Annotated in this window: 14 protein-coding genes and 1 pseudogene; 14 read left to right on the forward strand and 1 reads right to left on the reverse strand. The window is 64.7% G+C overall.

The window, feature by feature from the left end; translation table 11 throughout:
• The first annotated feature begins 220 nt into the window (after positions 1-220).
• From AB7849_RS16710 to AB7849_RS16775, 14 genes are all read left to right on the forward strand, one after another.
• Positions 221-784, forward strand: a complete 564-nt coding sequence (locus AB7849_RS16710; RefSeq protein WP_008212410.1) for a hypothetical protein — start codon at positions 221-223, stop codon at positions 782-784.
• Between the two features lie 202 nt (positions 785-986).
• Entirely contained in the window at positions 987-1,370 is a 384-nt protein-coding gene (locus AB7849_RS16715) for a GntR family transcriptional regulator (RefSeq protein ID WP_008212409.1), read from the forward strand.
• A 1-nt stretch (position 1,371) separates the two neighbouring features.
• Positions 1,372-2,148, forward strand: a complete 777-nt coding sequence (locus AB7849_RS16720) for a CPBP family intramembrane glutamic endopeptidase (protein WP_008212407.1) — start codon at positions 1,372-1,374, stop codon at positions 2,146-2,148.
• A gap of 98 nt (positions 2,149-2,246) precedes the next feature.
• Positions 2,247-3,140 carry an ABC transporter ATP-binding protein gene (locus AB7849_RS16725; protein WP_008212406.1) on the forward strand — a complete coding sequence of 298 codons (894 nt, stop codon included), beginning with the start codon at positions 2,247-2,249 and terminating at the stop codon, positions 3,138-3,140.
• Positions 3,137-4,615 (forward strand): hypothetical protein, encoded by a 1,479-nt coding sequence (locus AB7849_RS16730; RefSeq protein ID WP_008212404.1) that lies wholly within the window; start codon positions 3,137-3,139, stop codon positions 4,613-4,615. Before AB7849_RS16725 ends, AB7849_RS16730 begins: the two co-directional genes overlap by 4 nt.
• Positions 4,616-4,733: 118 nt before the next feature.
• Positions 4,734-6,245, forward strand: a complete 1,512-nt coding sequence (locus tag AB7849_RS16735) for a hypothetical protein (protein WP_157618099.1) — start codon at positions 4,734-4,736, stop codon at positions 6,243-6,245.
• Between the two features lie 21 nt (positions 6,246-6,266).
• Positions 6,267-6,590, forward strand: a complete 324-nt coding sequence (locus AB7849_RS16740) for a hypothetical protein (RefSeq protein WP_008212400.1) — start codon at positions 6,267-6,269, stop codon at positions 6,588-6,590.
• Positions 6,591-6,647: 57 nt separating this feature from the next.
• Positions 6,648-9,314 carry a M16 family metallopeptidase gene (locus AB7849_RS16745; protein ID WP_037100227.1) on the forward strand — a complete coding sequence of 889 codons (2,667 nt, stop codon included), beginning with the start codon at positions 6,648-6,650 and terminating at the stop codon, positions 9,312-9,314.
• Positions 9,315-9,568: 254 nt separating this feature from the next.
• Positions 9,569-11,617 carry a S9 family peptidase gene (locus AB7849_RS16750; protein WP_008212394.1) on the forward strand — a complete coding sequence of 683 codons (2,049 nt, stop codon included), beginning with the start codon at positions 9,569-9,571 and terminating at the stop codon, positions 11,615-11,617.
• A gap of 140 nt (positions 11,618-11,757) precedes the next feature.
• Entirely contained in the window at positions 11,758-13,149 is a 1,392-nt protein-coding gene (yjjJ, locus tag AB7849_RS16755; RefSeq protein ID WP_008212392.1) for a type II toxin-antitoxin system HipA family toxin YjjJ, read from the forward strand.
• Positions 13,146-13,739 (forward strand): HAD family hydrolase, encoded by a 594-nt coding sequence (locus tag AB7849_RS16760; protein WP_008212389.1) that lies wholly within the window; start codon positions 13,146-13,148, stop codon positions 13,737-13,739. The genes yjjJ and AB7849_RS16760 overlap by 4 nt, the downstream gene beginning before the upstream one ends.
• Before the next feature lie 283 nt (positions 13,740-14,022).
• Positions 14,023-15,930: a potassium transporter Kup gene (locus tag AB7849_RS16765; RefSeq protein ID WP_008212387.1), complete on the forward strand. Its 1,908-nt coding sequence runs from the start codon at positions 14,023-14,025 to the stop codon at positions 15,928-15,930.
• Between the two features lie 200 nt (positions 15,931-16,130).
• The gene (locus AB7849_RS16770) at positions 16,131-17,495 is read left to right on the forward strand and encodes an AAA family ATPase (RefSeq protein WP_092704928.1); all 1,365 of its coding nucleotides are present in this window, start codon (positions 16,131-16,133) and stop codon (positions 17,493-17,495) included.
• Positions 17,492-18,307 carry a retron system putative HNH endonuclease gene (locus AB7849_RS16775; protein WP_139201763.1) on the forward strand — a complete coding sequence of 272 codons (816 nt, stop codon included), beginning with the start codon at positions 17,492-17,494 and terminating at the stop codon, positions 18,305-18,307. The genes AB7849_RS16770 and AB7849_RS16775 overlap by 4 nt, the downstream gene beginning before the upstream one ends.
• 24 nt (positions 18,308-18,331) lie before the next feature.
• Here the strand turns inward: AB7849_RS16775 and AB7849_RS16780 are convergent.
• A pseudogene (locus AB7849_RS16780) lies at positions 18,332-19,168 on the reverse strand (PA0069 family radical SAM protein); the annotation flags it as partial.
• Between the last annotated feature and the right edge of the window lie 77 nt (positions 19,169-19,245).

Below are 19,245 nucleotides of genomic sequence, written 5' to 3' on the forward strand. Positions count from 1 at the left end.
CATCGATGCGCCACAATCGGTGCCGATGCGCGCCCTTTTTGGTACCCGGCAACGGCAACGGTCGAAACGAACACCTGCCTCGACATGGGATTGAGAAGCTAATCAGATAAAAGTCCCGTAACGACGTCATCGGTTGCGACTGGACGATGGCCGGCCCTTCCAGTGGATATGTCTGTCGTGCTCGGTGCAAGATTCCTCCCAGTCGAGTCAGGGGTGTGGCATGGCGACAACAAGCGCTATAGACATTTGGTACGCGTTCGGATTTGCATTGGCAGGGAGGGTGCTGGACGTGACGTCGACATTCCTGGTTACCCCCACGCTCCGGCTGGAAGGCAACTGGCTGGCACACCGGTTCGGCTGGAAATATGTCTTGGCGTCGGTTCTTCTGGCACTGTTCGCGTTTGCCTCGCCCTTTCTCGGGATCGTGGTTGGGACAATGTCCTGCGTGATGGCCTTTTCAAACATGCAGATGGCCCCCTTGGTCCGCCACGCAGGAGGCGAGGCTGAATTTGCAAGACTTGTTTTTTCTACCAGAGCAGCCGCCTCGTTCAGTCTGCGGCGTTCCATACTCGACATGATCACGATCCCTCTGCCGGTGATCTGCCTCGGTGCCGCGTTGCTGTTTGCGAAGGGCGTCAACGACGACAGTGCATCGGCTGGCGTCGCATATGGCTTGCTGGCTTGGGGTGCAGGCATCGCCGCTCATCGTGCGGCCAGCCTGATGCGGATATGCAAACGCAGGCGCAGTGCCAGACGCCTAGACTCAGTCTTGGCAAAGCCTTGAACCAGAGCACGGATGGGCGTTTTCAAGGAGGGCCATGAATACGCACGATCATGTGCGGCATGACGCGCTGGTCAGGCCCGCTCTCCTTGTGCCAACTCGGCGCAGTCACGTCTTCGCTATTTGTCCAACAGCTTCTTGACGAACGCTTCCTGCCACAAGTCACGCTTGACACCCACTCAAGTGTATTGTTGTATTGATACACATGGATGCATCGCTGTTCACCATTCAACCCGCCGCACCCGAGCCGATTTACCGCCAGCTCGTGGAACAGTTGCGCCGATTGATTGCCGGTGGGCAGATCGCGCCGGGTGAGTTGCTTCCGTCGGTGCGCGAAATGGCGGGTTTCCACGCGGTGAACCCGATGACGGTGTCGCGCGCCTACGGCATCGCCGAAGGCGAGGGCCTGCTGGAACGCCTGCGCGGCAAGGGCATGGCGGTGGCGGCCACGCAAAAGGCTTCGCACACCCAGCACCAGCGGCTGGCCTTGCTGGAACCGCAGTTGCTGGAACTGGCGCGGCACGTGCGCGAACTGGAGCTGCCCGCCGAACCCGTCTTGCGTCGCCTGACCAAGCTGCTGGGGGATTGAGATGCTTGCCTCGCTCGCCATCGCCGTACTCGCGCTTTACCTGCTGACCGCCGAACCGCTGTTGGGCCGCCATGCGCATCGCCAGTTGCTGGCCGCGCTGGATGCGGACGCACCGGGCGCGCGGCGACGCTTCTACCGTCAATGGACATGGCAGGGCTGGATCTTGCTGCTGGTCACATTGTTCGTGACCCTGGGCGTGGCCGGATGGACTCCGGCGCAACTCGGCCTGCGCGTACCGCATTGGCCGACGGGTTTGCCATCCGGTGCGGCTGGCAGCAGCCTGATCGCCGGGTTCGCGGTCGGTACGGCGCTGGCCGCGGTGGGCGGCATCGTGATCGGGCTGGCGCTGGCGCGCCGACGCAAGGATGCGACGCCCACGCATTCGCCCCGTGTCGCCGGCGGCGACAAGCTGTTGCGCATGCTTCCGCGTACCCGCGCCGAACGCTGGAGCTTCGCCGCGCTGGCCGTGACGGCCGGCATCACCGAGGAAGTGATCTGGCGCGGTTTCGGCCTCGGCCTGCTGTTCGCGCTGCTGCCGTACGCGCCGATCGCCGTGCCGATCGTGCTGGCTGCGCTGGCGTTCGGCTGGGCGCACCTCTACCAGGGCTGGACGGGCGTGCTGGCCACCGCCGCGCTCGGTGGTCTGTTCGCCTGGTTGTACTGGGCCACCGGCAGTCTGCTGCTGCCGATGCTGCTGCACGTGCTGATCGACCTGCGCGCCATGCTGGTGCGCGTGCCGGCTGACGTCCCATTTGCTGGCGCACACCCGCCGCCATAAGGCTTCGCACAGGCCGGCGTAGGGGCATCGGCCATCACTCACCATGCCATTCGCCGCACCATCGCGACGACCGTTGACCGAGATTGGGGGAAGGACCAATGAATGCCGTACTGAAGGACACCGTACACACCACCGCACCGCTTGCCGTGCGTGGCCTGGCGCATTGTTACGAGGGCAGCAGCGTGCTGGCCGGCGTGGACTTGGTGCTGGAACCGGGCAGCGTGCTGGGCTTGATCGGACGCAACGGGGCGGGCAAGTCCACGCTGATCCGCGCCATGCTCGGCCTGCTCGAACCACTGGCCGGTGAGGCTTTCGTGTTCGGTGAGCCGGCGCTGAAACTGTCCGACGACAGCAAGGCCCGCCTCGCCTACGTGCCGCAGCAACCCGAAGCGCTGGCCTGGCTCACCGCGCAGCAGATGCTCGACTACGTGGGCCGCTTCTACCCGCGCTGGGATGCCACGTTTGCGCGCAAGACGCTGGAGCGCTGGAAGATCGCGCCGAACAAGCTGCTGGCCAAGCTGTCGCCGGGCGAGCGCCAGCGTGTGGACCTGATTCGCGCGCTGGCCTCGCAGCCGGAACTGCTGGTGCTGGACGAACCGGCCGCCGCACTTGACCCGGTCGCGCGTCGCGAGCTGTTGCGCGAAGTGGCGCTGCGCGCAGGCGAATCCGGCACCACCGTGCTGTTCTCCACGCATATCGTGTCCGACCTGGAACGCGTGGCCTCGGAGATCGCTTTCCTGCACGAAGGCCGCCTGCTGCTGCGCTGTGGCGTGGACGAAACCAAGGAACGCTACGCCCGCCTGTGGCTGCCGGCAAAAATGAGCGCCGCCGCGCCCGACAACTCACTCAGCCGACGCCGCCACGAAGACGGCAGCCTGAGCCTGGTAATTGAACGCGATGCCTACGACCAGTGGCCGGAAGCGGCCAAGCTGCCCGGCGCGCGCATCGACGCACTGGGGCTGGAGGATCTGTTCGTGGAGATTGCCGAGTGAAAGCGTGGCGGCTACTGATGTTGCCGTGGATGGCGTGGTCGCGAACGGTACGCAGCGTGGTGGCGGCATGTTCCGCCACCGTCATCGGCGGCACCGTACTGGTTGCCGTGTTCAGCTACAGCTCCGGCACAGCGTGGATCAACAACGCTGCCCGCGGCGTCGCCGTCATGGATGCCCTGCTTTGGGCTGGCGTGATGTCGCAATCGCTGCTGCTGGCACGTGAGGCATGGCGACTACGACTGCCCACGCTGGGTCGCGAGGTGAACGCCAGTTTGGCGTTGTATGCGCTGCTCAGCATCGGCTTGCCCAGCGTGTTGCTGACATGGATTGGCGGCAATGGGGCTGCCATCGTGACGGAGATCGCGCTGGGCGCCGGGCTCGGCATGGCGTATGCCACGTTGCCACCCGTCCTCGGCGTGCTGGTCATCGTCACACCCGACATCCACGATCACTTAAGCCGCTGGTTGCCGATGCCACTGACATCACCCACCGGTTTCCTTGCATGGGCCGCACCCTTCACGGTCGCACTGTGGTTGCTGATCGGATGGCGCTGGCGCTGCGGCGTGCGCCAAGGCTACGCCATGCAAGGTAGCCGCAGGCCGCTGCTGCTGATCCTGCGCTCCCGCAGTTGGTACGGCGTTGACGTCGATGCGGATACGCGAGCAATCGGCGGGCGCGCACGCTGGCTGCGACCCACCGTCGATCTGCGCGGTTGCGGTCCGGGTCACCCGCTGCGCAGCCTGCGCGTGGCATTGGGCGGCTGGGGCATGCCACAGACACCGGCCAGCCGCGTACGGCAACTTGGTGTTCTTCTGGTGACCGCGCTTCTGGCCTTCGTGCTGCTCGGGTTGTCATTGGAAGGCGACCACCGGCACGCGGATGTGCTTTCGCTCATCGGTGGTGCCGACATGCTGATGCTCTACATCGGCATGGTCAGCCCCATGGTCGCCATCGTCCATGCGCAGCTGCTGCGACGTCGCTGGAGTCGCAGCAACGCTGAGGTGCCACTGATGGCTCTATTACCCGGCCTGGGTAATGCCGCACAAGCGCAGCGTGCGCTGCTGCATGCCAGCTTGTTCCCCGCGCTCGGCCTGCAAGCCGTGTTGTTGCTGGCGACGATCGCGCTCGCCGACCATCTGCATCTGGATGTCGATGGCGATGTCTTGCTACTGCTCAGCCAATTGGCCGGCATGGGCCTGCTGGTGGCACTCGATCTGTCTGTCCTGGGCCATGTCGCCATCGGTTACGGATGGGCGACCACACTGCTGATCTATGGCTATCTGGTCATCATTGCCAGCAGTGTCGTCGCACTGCCGTTGTTCGACGGTCACGCGCAGATTTTGAAAACCGGCATGGCCGTCGCCATGGGAATGCTATGGGCCACCTTCCTCATCCCATTGGCGATCCTGGGTTTCCGTGGCTGGCGGGGATTGCGGCGGCAGCCACATCCGTTTCTGGCGAATGTCCGAGGGTAAATCCATGGCGATCACGACATTACGAACCGATACAACTCGCCAAGTGAATCTCCAACGAAGTGGCATAGCCGTGCATGCATGCCCGCATTCCTTCCTGCCGCAGGACTGATCGATGGACATGAACGCTCCTGACTCACCGCGCATCGCCCTCGGCAGCGCCCTGCTCGCGCCGTGGCGCTCGAGCCGCCGTTCGCTGCACTGGCTGATGCTGTTCCTCATGCTGGGTTGCAGCCTGGGTGCGATGGCCATCGGCGTGTATTCGTCGAAGCCGCACTGGTGGCTGGCCAGCACGATGGTCTACTGCTTCAGCGTGGGGTTCGCATGGGCGTTCTGGATGCCCACCATGTTGCTGTTGGCGATCGACGCCCGCCGCCTGCGCCTGCCGGGCATGCAGCGGGCGGCGGCGCTCGGCTTGTGGCTGTACGCGTTGCCGAGCCTGCTGCTGCCGGTGTTGGTGCTGGGCGCCTGCGGTGCGGACATGCGCTACGTGGCCGAACTGGTGGCCCTGGCGATGGCCGGTGGCATGGCCTTCGTGCTGTTGCCGCGCTGGTGCGCCATGGTGATCGGCTTCGCGCCAGCATTGGGTAGCGGGCTGCATCGCCTGGCGCATCTGCCGCCGTGGTCCGATCCGCGCTGGCTGGTTTGGGGCATGGCGGCGCTGCTCGTGTTGCTGCTGATCGACGCGCTGCGCTGGCGTCAATTGCTGCGCAGCGATGCCGACAAGGAACTGGGTTTTACCAGCTCGATGCTGCTGCAACTCCGCCGCCAGGGCGGGACTGGCGGATGGAACGGTTTGCAACAACTCGACGGCGGCCAATTGATCCGCCAGCGCCCGGACTGGATGCAGCCGCGCGCCAATCTCGGCAAGGTGGGACCTCAGTCGCCGGTACGCGCATTGCGCGTGGCGCTGGGCGGCTGGTACATGCCGAAGACACTGGCGGGCCATCTGCGCGCGACGGCGCCGGTGCTGTTGCCGATCCTGCTATACATCCCGGTGATGGCATTCATGCAGGCCGGCGAAGCCCGCCACGGCCATGCCGTGCGATCCGTACTGCTGTCGATCGGTATCGGCGTGGTGGGTTGGCTGGGCGTGTTCGGCGGCCTTATGTTGGCCGCGATGGCTGCACTGGTGATCCACCAACGCTGGAAGCGCGTGAATGCGGAACTGCCACTGCTGGCGCTGCTGCCGGGTTTGGGCGATGCCCGCGCTTGCCGGCATGCACTGCTGCATGCCGCCTTCGGCGCGCCGGTCAAGGCCCAGCTGTTGTTGCTGGCCTGTGTGCTGGCAGCCGCCATCGTCATGCACTTGCCACCGCTCGCCATCCTGCTGGTAGCGCTGGCCCAGTTCGCCGCCATCGGTGCGATGGCGGCCCAGGTGCTGTGCACGCTGGGTGGTCGCCAGTTGCACATGGGGGTTTTGGCGCCGATTTACGTTGTACTGACGGTGTTGTTCTGCCTGAGCACTTTCGTTCCATTGCTGGGTACGGACAACCATCCATGGGATGGCCTCGCGCCCCTGGAGCACGGCTTGCTGGCGTGCTGGGTCGTGCTGGTGGCGGCGCTGCTGTGGCTGGCACGGCGTGGTTGGCGCGGCTTGCTGGCACGGCCGCATCCGTTCCTTGCGAATTGATGCCAAACAAGGGAAATGCGCATGGCACTCGTCACCGTCAGATATTTGCAGCGAGAGTTCGGCCTGCCGATTCTCAAGGCGTCCACGCTGATCAACGAACACCGCAGCGCGGCATCCCGACGCCATCGAACCCTGTGGCTGGTGGCCACGATCTGTGTGCTGGCGTCGGCATCCTCCGGCATCTTCGATCTGCACTGGCCAAAAGCCATCAGCGCAGCATGCTGGTTCGTGGGCCTGGTGCTGGTCTTCCTGCAGCTGTATCTGATGCATCGCGATTCCCGTGAGCCCATCCTCGCTGCCGCACGCGCATGGCGTGACAACGCGAAGAACAAACCCACCGCATGACTTCACCTCGGGCGCAAGACACGCGTCCGTTTTCGCCATTCACACAAGGACAGCACGATGAAGCAACGAGTACTTCGCCTGAGCGCGGCCATTTCACTAGGCCTGGCAGCCACCGGCGCGATGGCCGCCGCGCATGACGCCAACGTCACCCGCGCCACCCTCGACAACGGCATGCGCGTGGTGATCGTGCGCGATACGCTGGCGCCGGTGGTGACCACCGAGATGAATTACCTGGCCGGTTCGGACGAAGTGCCGGCCGGTTTCCCCGGCACGGCGCACGCGGTGGAACACATGATGTTCCGCGGCAGCCCGGGGCTCTCCAAGGACCAGCTGGCGGCGGTGGCGGCGAACATGGGCGGCGCGTTCAACGCCGACACCACGCAGGGCGTGACGCAGTATTACTTCGTCGCGCCGTCGCAGGATCTGGATGTGGCGCTGCACGTGCAAAGCCTGCGCATGCGCGGCGTGGACATGGCACCGGCCGCATGGGCGAAGGAGCGCGGAGCGATCGAGCAGGAGGTCTCGCGCGACCTGTCCTCGCCGTCGTTCAAGTTCCGCACCCAGCTGATGGCGCAGATGTTCGCCGGCACGCCGTACGCGCACACGCCGCTGGGCACGCGCGAGTCGTTCGACAAGACCACCGCGCCGATGCTGAAAAAATTCCACGACACCTGGTACGCGCCGAACAACGCGATCCTGGTGATCGCCGGCGACGTCGACCCGGCCGCCACGCTGGCCAAGGTGAAGGCCGAGTTCGGCGGCATCGCGCGTCGCACGGTTCCGGCCAAGCCCGCGTTCGACTTCAAGCCGGTACAGGCGAAGACGGTCAGCCTGCCCACCGACACGCCGTACGGCACGGTGGCCATCGCCTATCGCACGCCGGGCCTGACCTCGAAGGATTACGCCACCTCGCTGGTGCTGAGCCAGGCGCTGGGTTCGCAGCGCGCCGCGCTGGCCGGCATGCGCTTTGACGGTACCGCGCTGTTCGGCGGTTTCATGGGCCAGGCGCTGCCGCATGCCGGCGTCGACTACGCCATCGGCATCTTCCCTCGCGGCGGCAACCCGCAGCCTATCCTCAAGCGCATGCAGTCGATCCTGGCCGACGCGGCGAGCAAAGGTGTCGACCCGGCACTGGTGGAGGCGGCCAAGCGCAAGGCCATCGCCGCACTGGAGTTCAAGAAGAATTCGGTGGACGGCCTGGCCAACGCCTGGTCGAGCGCGCTGGCGATGCAGGGCGCGGAATCGCCCGACGAGATCAAGCAGGCGATCGAGGCGGTGACCCCGGCGCAGGTGAACGCGCTGGCCAAGGCCACCTTCGATCCCGCCCATGCGATCACCGCCATCCTCACGCCGCAAAGCTCCGGCAAGCCGGTGGCCGGCAAGGGTTTCGGCGGCGCGGAAAGCTTCGCGTCCAGCCCGGACAAGCCGGTGACCCTGCCGGGCTGGGCCGCCAACGCCTTCGCCAAGCTTGAGGTGCCGCGTTCCGCGCTGAAGCCGGTGAGCTACACCTTGCCCAACGGCTTGAAGCTGATCGTGCAACCGGAATCGGTCAGCGACACGGTGGAAGTGTTCGGCAACATCAACACCAACCAGGACCTGCAGGCGCCCAAGGGCGAGGAAGGCGTCGCCGACGTGCTCGACGGCCTGTTCCCGTTCGGCACCACCGACATGAACCGCTTGCAGTTCCAGCAGGCGCTGGACCAGATCAGCGCGCATGTCAGCAACGGTTCCAGCTTCTCGCTGGCGGTGCCTTCGGCGCACTTCGATGAGGGCATCAAGCTGCTGGCCGCTGGCGAGCTGCATCCGGCGTTGCCCGCGCAAGCCTTCGCCGTGGTCCAGCACCAGACCGCCGCCGGCGTGGCCGGCGAGCTGCAATCGCCCGGCACCCTGCTGCAGCTGGGGCTGGCCAAGGCGCTGTTCCCGGCCCACGATCCGGACCTGCGCCATCCCACGCCGCAGAGCGTGATGGGGCTGAGCCTGGACAAGGTGAAGCAGTACTACGCACAGGCCTTCCGTCCCGACATGACCACGATCGTGGTGGTCGGCAAGGTCGACCCGGCACAGGCGAAGCAGGCGGTGGAACAGGCCTTCGGCGGCTGGAAGGCCAGCGGCCCGAAGCCGGACGTGGACTACGCCGCGGTGCCGCCGAACAAGGTCGGCCAGTTGCATGTGCCCGACAGCAGCGCGGTGCAGGACAGCGTGACCCTGGCGCAGACCGTCAACGTCACCCGCGATGACCCGGCGCGCTTCGCACTCAATCTGGGCAACCAGGTGCTGGGTGGCGGCTTCTACGCCTCGCGCTTCTACCACGACCTGCGCGACAAGGCCGGGCTGGTCTACACCGTCAGCAGCCATTTCGACCTGGACAAGCACCGTGGTACCTACAACGTGAGCTATGGCTGCGATCCGGACAAGGTCGCCGCCGCCCGCGCCATGGTGCTGCGTGACCTGAAGCAGATGCAGGCCACGCCGGTCTCCGCCAGCGACCTGAAGCGCGCCAAGGGCATCCTGCTGCGCCAGCTGCCGCTGCGTGAATCCAGCTTCGGCGCCATCGGCCACCAGTTGCTCACGCTGTCGCAGCAAGGCAAGCCGTTGAACGCGATGACCGTCGCCGGCGAGCACTACCTGAAGCTCACCGCCAAGGACGTGCAGCAGGCCTATGCGAAACACATCCGCACCGACGCGTTTGTCACCGCGGTAAAGGGGCCCACACCGAAGGGCTGACCCCCTCCCGGCCTCCCCCTGCATGCAGGGGGAGGAGCCAACATCCGGATCGCTGGCTTTCTCTTCAAGGTCAACGCACCGCCGGATTCTCTCCTCGGTGTCGCCGGCTTTTCTCCCTCCCCTGCGACGCAGGGGAGGGTCGGGGTGGGGTGCTTTTCCCGCCCCCGACCCCAACGGGCATGCCTTGCCGCACTTGCACGGAAGCCATGCCATGCGTTTAGGTGGCGGCTTCCCCACGCACCGAGACGGTCGTCATGCTCAAGCCTGTCCACCTGCTGTTGCCGCTGTTGGCAGCCGCATTCGTTCCCACGGCGTTTGCCGATACCACGCCGACGCCGGCCACCGATCCGCGCATCGAACACCTGCTGAAGCAGCTCGATCAGGTGCAGCACATCGGCGACGTGGCGATCTCGCCCGATGGTCGTCAGCTGGCCTGGACAATGTCGGTGAAGGGCAAGCCGGTCATCGAACTGGCCGATGCCAACGGTCGCAACGCGCATGTGCTGGATGTGGGCGCCAAGCTTGCCGAATGCAGCAAGCGCGACATCGCCTGGTCGCCGGACTCGCGCCAGCTCGCCTTCATCGCCGATTGCAGCCACGACCTGACCAATACCAAGCCGATGCACAACGACGTCTATCTCGCCGACGTCGGTGGCAAGGCCACGCCACGCGAAGTGGCGAGCCTGACCGGCTACGCCCGTGCGATGGCGTGGACGAACAACGGCAAGTCGCTGGGCTTCCTGTTCGTGCCCGGCGCCACCCGCCATGCCAGCGCCACCGCGGCAGGCAAGGAGCAAGTCGGCGTGATCGGCGAGGAAGGCATCGAAGTGCAGCACGTGGCCAGCCTCGACGTGGCTAGCGGCACGCTGCACGAGCTGACTCCGGCCTCGCTGTACGCGTATGAATTCAACTGGTCGCCGGATGGCGCGCGCATCGCCTATACCGCGGCACCGCCGCCGGGCGACAACAACTGGTGGATCAACAAGCTCTATGTGCAGGACGCCAAGCCCGGTGCCACGCCGCGCGTGGTGGTCGATCCGTCCACGGTGAAGGGCTCGCTGCACGGCCTGCAGATGGCCTTGCCGCGCTGGTCACCGGACGGCTCGCGCGTGGCCTTCATCGGCGGCCTGATGAGCGACCAGGGCGCCACCGGCGGCGACATCTACAGCGTGCCGGCCAACGGCGGCGCGCTGAGCAACCTCACCCCGGGCGTGGACGTCACGCTGTCGTGGTTCAGCTGGACCGGCCCGCAGTCGCTGCTGGTCAGCCAGAACGCCAAAGGCAAGGTGCAATTGGCCGCCTATACGGTGTCCGGTGATCGCGCCAAGGCGCAGACGCCGTACTTCACCGTGCCGGCGATGATCGGCAACGGTCGCGCCGTGCTGGGCGTGTCGCTGTCGGCCAACCATCGCACCGTCGCCTTCTCGCAGAGCTCGTTCGAACATGCGCCGGAAGTGCACGCCGGCCCGCTCGGCCACACCCCGCCGCCAGCCGTCACCGCGTTCAACGCCGCACTGAAGCCAAGCTGGGGCAAGGCCGTTTCGGTGGAGTGGACCAATGAAGGCCGCCACGTGCAGGGCTGGCTGCTGTACCCGGCCAACTACGACCCGCACAAGACCTACCCGATGATCGTCAGCGTGCACGGCGGCCCGGCCTGGGGCGTGCTGTCGAGCTGGCCCGGCACCGGCGCGATGTACGCCGCCACCGGCTACTTCGAGTTCATGCCCAACCCGCGCGGCAGCTACGGCCAGGGCGAAGCCTTCGTGCAGGCCAACCGTCGCGACTTCGGCTACGGCGACCTGCGCGACATCCTCGCCGGCGTCGATGCGGTGGAGAAGATGGTGCCGGTGGACGACCACCGCCTCGGCCTCACCGGCTGGAGCTACGGCGGCTTCATGAGCATGTTCGCGCCGACCCAGACCCAACGCTTCCGCGCCGTGGTCGCGGGCGCCGGCATCTCCGACTGGCAGAGCTACTACGGCGAAAACCGCATCGACCAGTGGATGATCCCGTTCTTCGGCGCCTCGCTGTACGACGACCCGGCCGTGTATGCCAAGAGCTCGGCGATCAACTTCGTCAAGCAGGCGAAGACGCCCACCCTGATCGTGGTCGGCGACCGCGACGAGGAATGCCCCGCGCCGCAGTCGTTCGAATACTGGCACGCACTGAAAACCCTCGGCGTGCCCACGCAGTTGGTGGTGTACCCGAACGAAGGCCACCACTTCGCCAACCCCAAGCACGTGCGTGACGTGCTGCAGCGCTCGCTGGACTGGTTCGCCAAGTACCTGCCGGCCTCGAAGTAAGAAGCATGGCCGGCCTCGCCGATGACGGGAGGCCGGTCAGCCATTCCAGAATCTATTCAAGAACGGCCTGATGAATTCGATAACTCACTGAATATACTTCTATTTGATGCGAAGTATCTATTCATGTATCTATTCATTTCATGGCTGACGAACTCACCCCGACCGAGCGCCTGCTCGACGCCTTGCGCCTGCGCGGGGTCGCCAGCGCACGCGAGCTGAGCGAGACATTGGGCCTCAGCCAGCCCAGCATTTCGCGGGCACTGGCAACGGCCGGCTCACGTGTAACCCCCATCGGCCAGGCGCGGCGCCGTCGCTACGCCAGCGTGCGCGACGTGCGCGGACTGGGCTCGCACTGGCCGCTGTATCGCATCGACACCCATGGCCAGCCCCACGCATTCGGCCAGTTGACCGCCCTGCATGGCGACCGCTGCCTGGTCACCACCACCACGCCCACTGACTGGCTGCAAGGCGAATTCGTCGATGGCCTGTTCCCCGGCCTGCCCTGGTTCCTCGACGACCAGCGCCCGCAAGGTTTTCTCGGCCGCCAGTTCGCCCAGCACTGGGCGCGCGAGCTGGGACTGCCGGCGGACATCCTGCGCTGGAACGAGGACGCCGTGCTCGCCGCGCTGTTGCTGCATGGCGACGATGGCCCCGGCAATTTCGTGCTGGGCGAAGCCGCGCTGGACATCGCCCTGCGCGCCACGCCCACCGCGATCCCGCTCGCGACACGCGAACAGCGCTACGCCGAATGGGCGCAGGCTGCGCTTGCCGGTGAGCGGATGGCCCCCTCGGCTGCGGGCGAACAGCCCAAGTTCACCGCCTGTGTAACCGATGCCGACGGCAACCCGCGCCACGTCATCGTGAAGTTCAGCGAACCGCTGGACACCAGCCCCACCGCGCGCCGCTGGGCCGACCTGCTGATCGGCGAACACCTGGCCGCCGAATTGTTGACCGAGCACGGCCATGCCTGTGCGCACACCGAGCTGGTCTGGTCACAGGGGCGCGCCTGCCTGGAATCCACCCGCTTCGACCGCATCGGCGAACATGGGCGACGCGGCTTCGTGACACTGGCGGCATGGAGCGATGCGCACGACGGCGAACGTGACGACTGGGCCGCCACCGCCGCACGCATGGCGCGGGATGGCTGGCTGCACGCCGATGCACTGGAACAGGTACGACTGCGCTGGTGGTTCGGCCGCCTGATCGGCAACACCGACATGCACTTCGGCAACCTCGGCTTTTATCTGGACGACGCGCTGCCGCTGCAACTCGCACCCAGTTACGACATGCTGCCAATGTTGTATCGCCCCGCCAGCAACGGCGCCGTGGTGCCGCGCAACTTCGAACCGCCACCGCCGCTGCCGGCCAGCTTGTCGATCTGGCGACAGGCCGCGGCGTGGGCGGAAAGCTATTGGCAACGCGTGGCGCATCATCAGGCGATCAGCGACGACTTCCGTCGCATCGCCGATGCCAACCAGATGACACTGAGCCGGCTGCGCCGGCGCTTCGACATGGATGACGACACCCCGTGAATCTGGCCCTGTTCGACTTCGACGGCACCATCACCACCCACGAAACCTTCGGTGACTTCATGCGCTTTGCGGTGACTTCACGACGACGCGCACTGGGTGCACCGCTGTTTTCGCCAATGCTGGCAGGCTACAAACTCGGCATGGTTTCCGGCTCAAGCATTCGCGCAGCGGTGGTCGCATTCGGTTTTCGCGGTATCCCCGCAGAGCACGTCCACAAGGCAGGGGAGCGTTTCGCCAGCGAGTGCCTGCCTGGCGTGCTACGGCCCGAGGCCATGCAACGCATTGCCTGGCACCAGCGCCAAGGTGACCGGGTGGTGCTCGTCTCTGGTGGCCTTGATGCTTATCTGTCGCCATGGTGCCGGCAACATGGTCTGGAACTGATCTGCTCGACACTGGAAACCGAGGGCAACCGCCTTACCGGGCGCTTCCACGGTGCGCAATGCGTGGGTGAGGAGAAGGCGTGTCGCATACGCGAACGCCACCGCCTCGATGCTTTCGCGCAATGCTATGCCTACGGCGATACGCATGAAGACGAAGCCATGCTGGCAATGGCGCAGCGCAAGTACTACCGCTGGCGCGAAATCGCGTAAGCGCTTTGTTTGGAGCCCGCCAGAACCCCACCATTCCAAAGTAGGAGCCCGCTGGCGGGCGATGCTTTGGCTCTCGCTCCCCGAACGGAAAACAACAGCATCGCCCGCGAGCGGGCTCCTACCGTTGCGCCTATACAAAGGACGGGTTTTTGAACCGGCCGCCGGGACGCGTCGCCGGCCGCAATCACACGCCGGTCACGCCGCCCACCACATGTTTTGCATTCGCGTGCAGCGCTTGCCGTCGCACGGATGCATGCATCCACTCGCCACGAGGTCGCCATCGATGGAAGCGGAAAAGCCCAAAGAAGACGACGGCAACGGCTCCGACGAAAAGCCGGCGCTGCCGAAACTTCTGCTGGGCGCGATCGGCGTGGTGTTCGGCGACATCGCCACCAGCCCGCTGTATTCCATGCAACAGGCTTTCAGCAAGGGCGGCATCGCGCCACGGCACGACAATATCCTCGGCCTGCTGTCGCTGGTGTTCTGGGCGCTGGTGCTGGTGGTCAGCATCAAGTACGTGGTGTTCGTGATGCGCGCGGACAACCACGGCGAAGGCGGCATGATGGCGCTGACCGCGCTGGCGCGGAACGCGGTACGCAAAAATTCGCGTGCCTGCTGGTGGGTGGTGATGCTGGGGCTGGCCGGCGCGGCCCTGTTCTTCGGCGACAGCGTGATCACTCCGGCCATCTCGGTACTCTCGGCGGTGGAGGGCCTGAAACTGGCCTCGCCGGCCTTCGGCCAATGGGTGCTGCCGATCGGCGCCACCATCATCGTGTTGTTGTTCGCGCTGCAGAAACGCGGCAGCAGCCTGGTCGGCTCGCTGTTCGGGCCGGTGATGACGCTATGGCTGCTGAGTGTGGCGGCGCTGGGCGTGTACAGCCTGCTGCGTCATCCGGAAGTGGTGGCCGCGGCCAATCCACGCTGGGCCGTGGAATACATGGCGCACAACGGCTTCAAGGGTTTCGCGTCGCTCGGCGCGGTGGTGCTGGTGATGACCGGCGGCGAGGCGTTGTATGCCGACATCGGCCACTTCGGCAGTTTCCCGATCCGGCTGTCGTGGTTTGGCCTGGCGCTACCGGCACTGCTGCTGAACTACGCCGGACAGGGCGCGGAGCTGCTGCAGAATGCCTCCGGTGCGCAACACCCGTTCTTTTCGCTGGTGCCGCACGTGTTGCTGTATCCGATGATCGTGCTGGCCACCGCGGCCACCGTGATCGCCTCGCAGGCGGTGATCTCCGGCACCTTCTCGATGGTGCGCCAGGGCATCCAGCTGGGCTATCTGCCGCGCTCGCGGGTGGAACACACCTCCGACGACATGGAAGGCCAGATCTACCTGCCCACGGTGAACTTCCTGCTGTTCGTGGCAGTGATGGTCGCGGTGCTGGGTTTCCGCAGCTCGGACAAACTGGCCGGTGCCTACGGCATTGCGGTGAGCGGCACCATGCTGCTGACCACCTTGCTGCTGCTGGTGGTGGCGCGCATGCGCTGGCAATGGGGCTGGGCGCGCCTGCTGGCCTTCGGCATCGTCTACGTGTTCATCGATGCGAGCTTCTTCGGCGCCAATACGCTGAAGCTCGCCAACGGCGGCTGGTTCCCGATCACCCTGGCCATCGTGATGATGGTGGTGATGACGGTATGGCGGCGCGGTCGTCATCTGATGGAGCGCCAGCTGCATGCCGAGGGCGAGAAGCTGGAAGATTTCATCGACCACCAGCAGGACGACCCGCCGCTGCAGGCACCCGGCACCGCGGTCTTCCTTACCGGTGACGGCCAATGGGTGCCGCAGGCGCTGCGCCACAACGTGGAGCACAACCATGTGCTGCACGAACGCAACGTGGTGCTCACCGTCGATGGCCTGGACCAGCCGCGCACCCGCGGCGACGAACGCAGCGAGCTGGAGGAACTGGCGCACGGTTTCTGGCGGGTGACGCTGCGCTTCGGCTTCGCCGAATCCATCGACGTACCTGCGCGCCTGCGCCAGCTCAAGCTCGACCCCACGCTGGAAGCGGACAAGGTGGTGTGGTTCATAGGCCACGACGAGGTGAAAGCCGACGATGACAAGTCGTACCACATGGCCCGCTGGCGCGCCCGGCTGTTCGCCTACATGGCCCGCAACGCCACCCCGGCGACCACGTATTACGGCATCCCGCCGCGCCGGTTGATCGAGATCGGCGCGCGGATCGATTTGTAACTCGATTCGATCACCTCACCACTCGTTACCAGGCACCCAATACCACGACGAACGCTGGCCCGAAGCGATGATCTTGGATGCCAAACTCTGACCATTTGTGCAATGCCTCTAAAATCAACCTGTCGAAAGGCTCAACAATCAATAACCGAAAGCCTTAGGATTCAACAAGTCCATTCGCCGGCCAAGGCAAGCAGACCGCCATGCAGTCCACCACACCACCACCAAACGCAAGCTTGCGTATTGACACGCTCAGGCTTACCAATTATCGCTGCTTTGCCAAACTCAACGTGCCGTTTCACCCGCAGCTGACAGTACTGGTAGCCAATAACGGCCAAGGCAAGACGGCCGTCTTGAATGCCGTGGCCACGGCGTTGGGGCCTTTTGTCAGTGCATTTGACGAAGGTGTAGACCACGCTTTTGCGCAAGACGACGTCCGCAAGCTACCCACCGGGATCGGCAATACCATGGAATGGGCCAAAGGGGGCGTCGTGCTGACAGCCAATGGTGTGGTGGATTTCCAGCCCGCGACTTGGAGTCGCCAACTTGCCGGCCGTAAGGCACGCACCACGCGCAAGGACGCTCTTGCGCTCACAGCATGGGGCAAAGCGCTACAAGACCAGGTGCGACAGGAGGCCGAGACACAAGCCACTGGCACCTGCCTGCCACTGGTTGCCTACTACCCCACGGATCGACTGTGGAATCTCCGTCGACTTCCCTACAAGAAGCTTCCACGGACCTCGCGCATGGTTGGCTACACGCACTGTCTGGAATCCGGTTCGGACTTCCGCTTGATGGCGGACTGGTTTCGCTACTGGAGCATCAGTGCGCTGGAGCACCAGCAGAAGGTGTTGCAAGGCCTGCGCGAAGCTTTGCCATCCAGTGCCGATGACGCCATCGAAGCCGTGCGCAAGGCAACCGACTGCTGCCTGAAACCCTCGGGCTGGAGCCATCTCGACTTCAGTCTTGATCTGCAGGAACTGGTAGCCAGCCACCCCGATCATGGCGAGCTTCCCGTGGGCATGCTCAGCGACGGCATCCGCAGCATGCTGACGCTCGTGGCTGACATTGCCTTCCGCATGGTCAAGCTCAACCCCAATCTCGGCCCATATGCCACAAGCCGGACCAATGGCATCGTACTGATCGACGAAGTGGACATGCACCTCCATCCGTCATGGCAACAAACTGTGTTGGGGTCGTTGCGCGAGGCGTTTCCGTGCATCCAGTTCATTGTCACCACACACAGCCCCCAAGTGGCTACGACCGTTCCGGCAGAGTCCTTGCGCATCCTGACCAGCGATGGCGTGATGGCAGCTCCCGCAGGCACGGAAGGCGCGGAGGCCGGACGCCTTCTTGAAAGCGTATTCGGCGTTGATCCACGGCCAGAGCACAACCTCGCTACGAAAGAATTGCGCCGGTACTTGAAACTGGTAGATGACGGCCAGTGGAAGACCGATGAAGCGCTGGGTCTGCGAAAGAGGCTCGATCAGCGCTATCAAGGCGAAGAGCCCGCACTGCTCGAAGCCGACCTTCTGATCGAAAACAAGGAGTGGGAGCAACAAGCGTGAAGCGGGTCCGCAAGGGACAAGAGCCCGCATCTTTGGCCACATATCGAAACGCCGTGCCGGCAGGCACGTGGGAAGCCATGCGTAATGACGCACACTGGGGCGGCCAGATGGCATACACCGATTGCCGTGACAGGGTGCTCACTGATCAAGGTGGTCTCTGCGCGTACTGCGAAATCGACATCGGCGGCTACGATCCGTTGAAGTGTCGCATCGAGCACTTTCATCCCAAGTCGGATGTGAATGCCGCACACAACTGGGCGTTGGACTGGGGCAACATGCTTGCCGTCTGCAGTGGCGGCAGCCAATCAGCGCTTAGCGATCCGACATACTTCCTGAAACCGCTCCCTGAAAACCTCAGCTGTGATGCCTACAAAGACAGGCAAGTCCAGTCTGGTGCGCTCACCGCCGACTGCGCCGGATGGATCCTCGACCCGCAGCAGATTTTTGCCTTCCCGTGCCTCTTCAAAGTAAACGCATCGGACGGCTCGATCGAACCAGATGACGTTGCCTGTGGCAATGCACCACCGGCGCCGGACAATCATCACGCCAGCACGTTCGATTTGGTCAAGCACACCATCGACATGCTCAACCTCAACTGCAATCGACTCATGCGCGCTCGCCTTGTGGTGGTACGCGCTATCGAGAGAGCCAAGAAGCAGCAGCGCGACAAAGGGTTCAACGCTCAACAAGGCTTGGCCAATCTCGCAAAGAGCTACCTCCAACGTCCTTGGCCCGGATTCTTCACCACGATCAGATTGCAAATCGGCCAAGCCGCCGAGCAATACCTGCGTCAGAACAATTTCCAAGGCTGAGTGTCCCGGGCACGAGGCATCACATCAGAACAACTCGCCCTGCGGCGACGGTTTGCGCGGCGGTACGAAGTGCGAGGTATCCAGCCGCGACTCGCGGGCGCGGGCGAAACCGTGGCGGCGGCAGGCGACCTCGAAGCGTTTGCGCAGCAGATCGGCGAAGACGCCCTGGCCGTGCATGCGGGTGCGGAAGTCGCTGTCGTAGTCGCGACCACCGTTCATCTGCTGCACCAGGCTCATCACGTGCTCCGCGCGCTGCGGCGCGTGCAGCGCCAGCCATTCGCGGAATAGTGCTTTCAATTCCCATGGAAGCCGCAGCGTGGTGTAGCCGGCACTGCGCGCACCGGCGTCGGCGGCGCGTTCCAGCACCGCTTCCATGTCCTTGTCGTTGAGCGCGGGGATGATCGGCGCCACCAGCACGCCGACCGGCACACCTGCGTCGGTTAACGTGCGAATCGCCTTGATGCGCCGGTGCGGTGCGCTGGCGCGCGGTTCCAGTTTCGCGGCGAGATGGTTGTCCAGCGAATTCACCGAAACGAAGACCTGCACCAGCTTGTCGCGCGCCATCGGAGCGAGGATGTCGAGATCGCGTTCGACCAGCGCATTCTTGGTGACGATGGTGCACGGGTGCTTGCACTCGGCCAGCACTTCCAGCGCGGCGCGAGTCAGCCGCCACTGCTTTTCGATCGGCTGGTACGGATCGGTATTGCTGCCGATGTTGATCGGTTTCGGCACGTAGCCCGGCTTCGCCAGTTCGGCATATAGCACCTCGGCGAGATTGCCCTTGGCGCGGATCTTCGTCTCGAAGTCCAGCCCGGGCGAAAGATTGAGATAGCTGTGCGACGGCCGCGCGAAACAATAAATGGGCTCTCTCTCGATTCGTGTGGTTGACCTTTACCCGACCACCTGTTGAGCCGCATGCGTCCACGGGTTTTTCGGCA

The organism is Rhodanobacter sp. FW021-MT20 (assembly GCF_041107475.1).
Taxonomy (GTDB): domain Bacteria; phylum Pseudomonadota; class Gammaproteobacteria; order Xanthomonadales; family Rhodanobacteraceae; genus Rhodanobacter_A; species Rhodanobacter_A glycinis.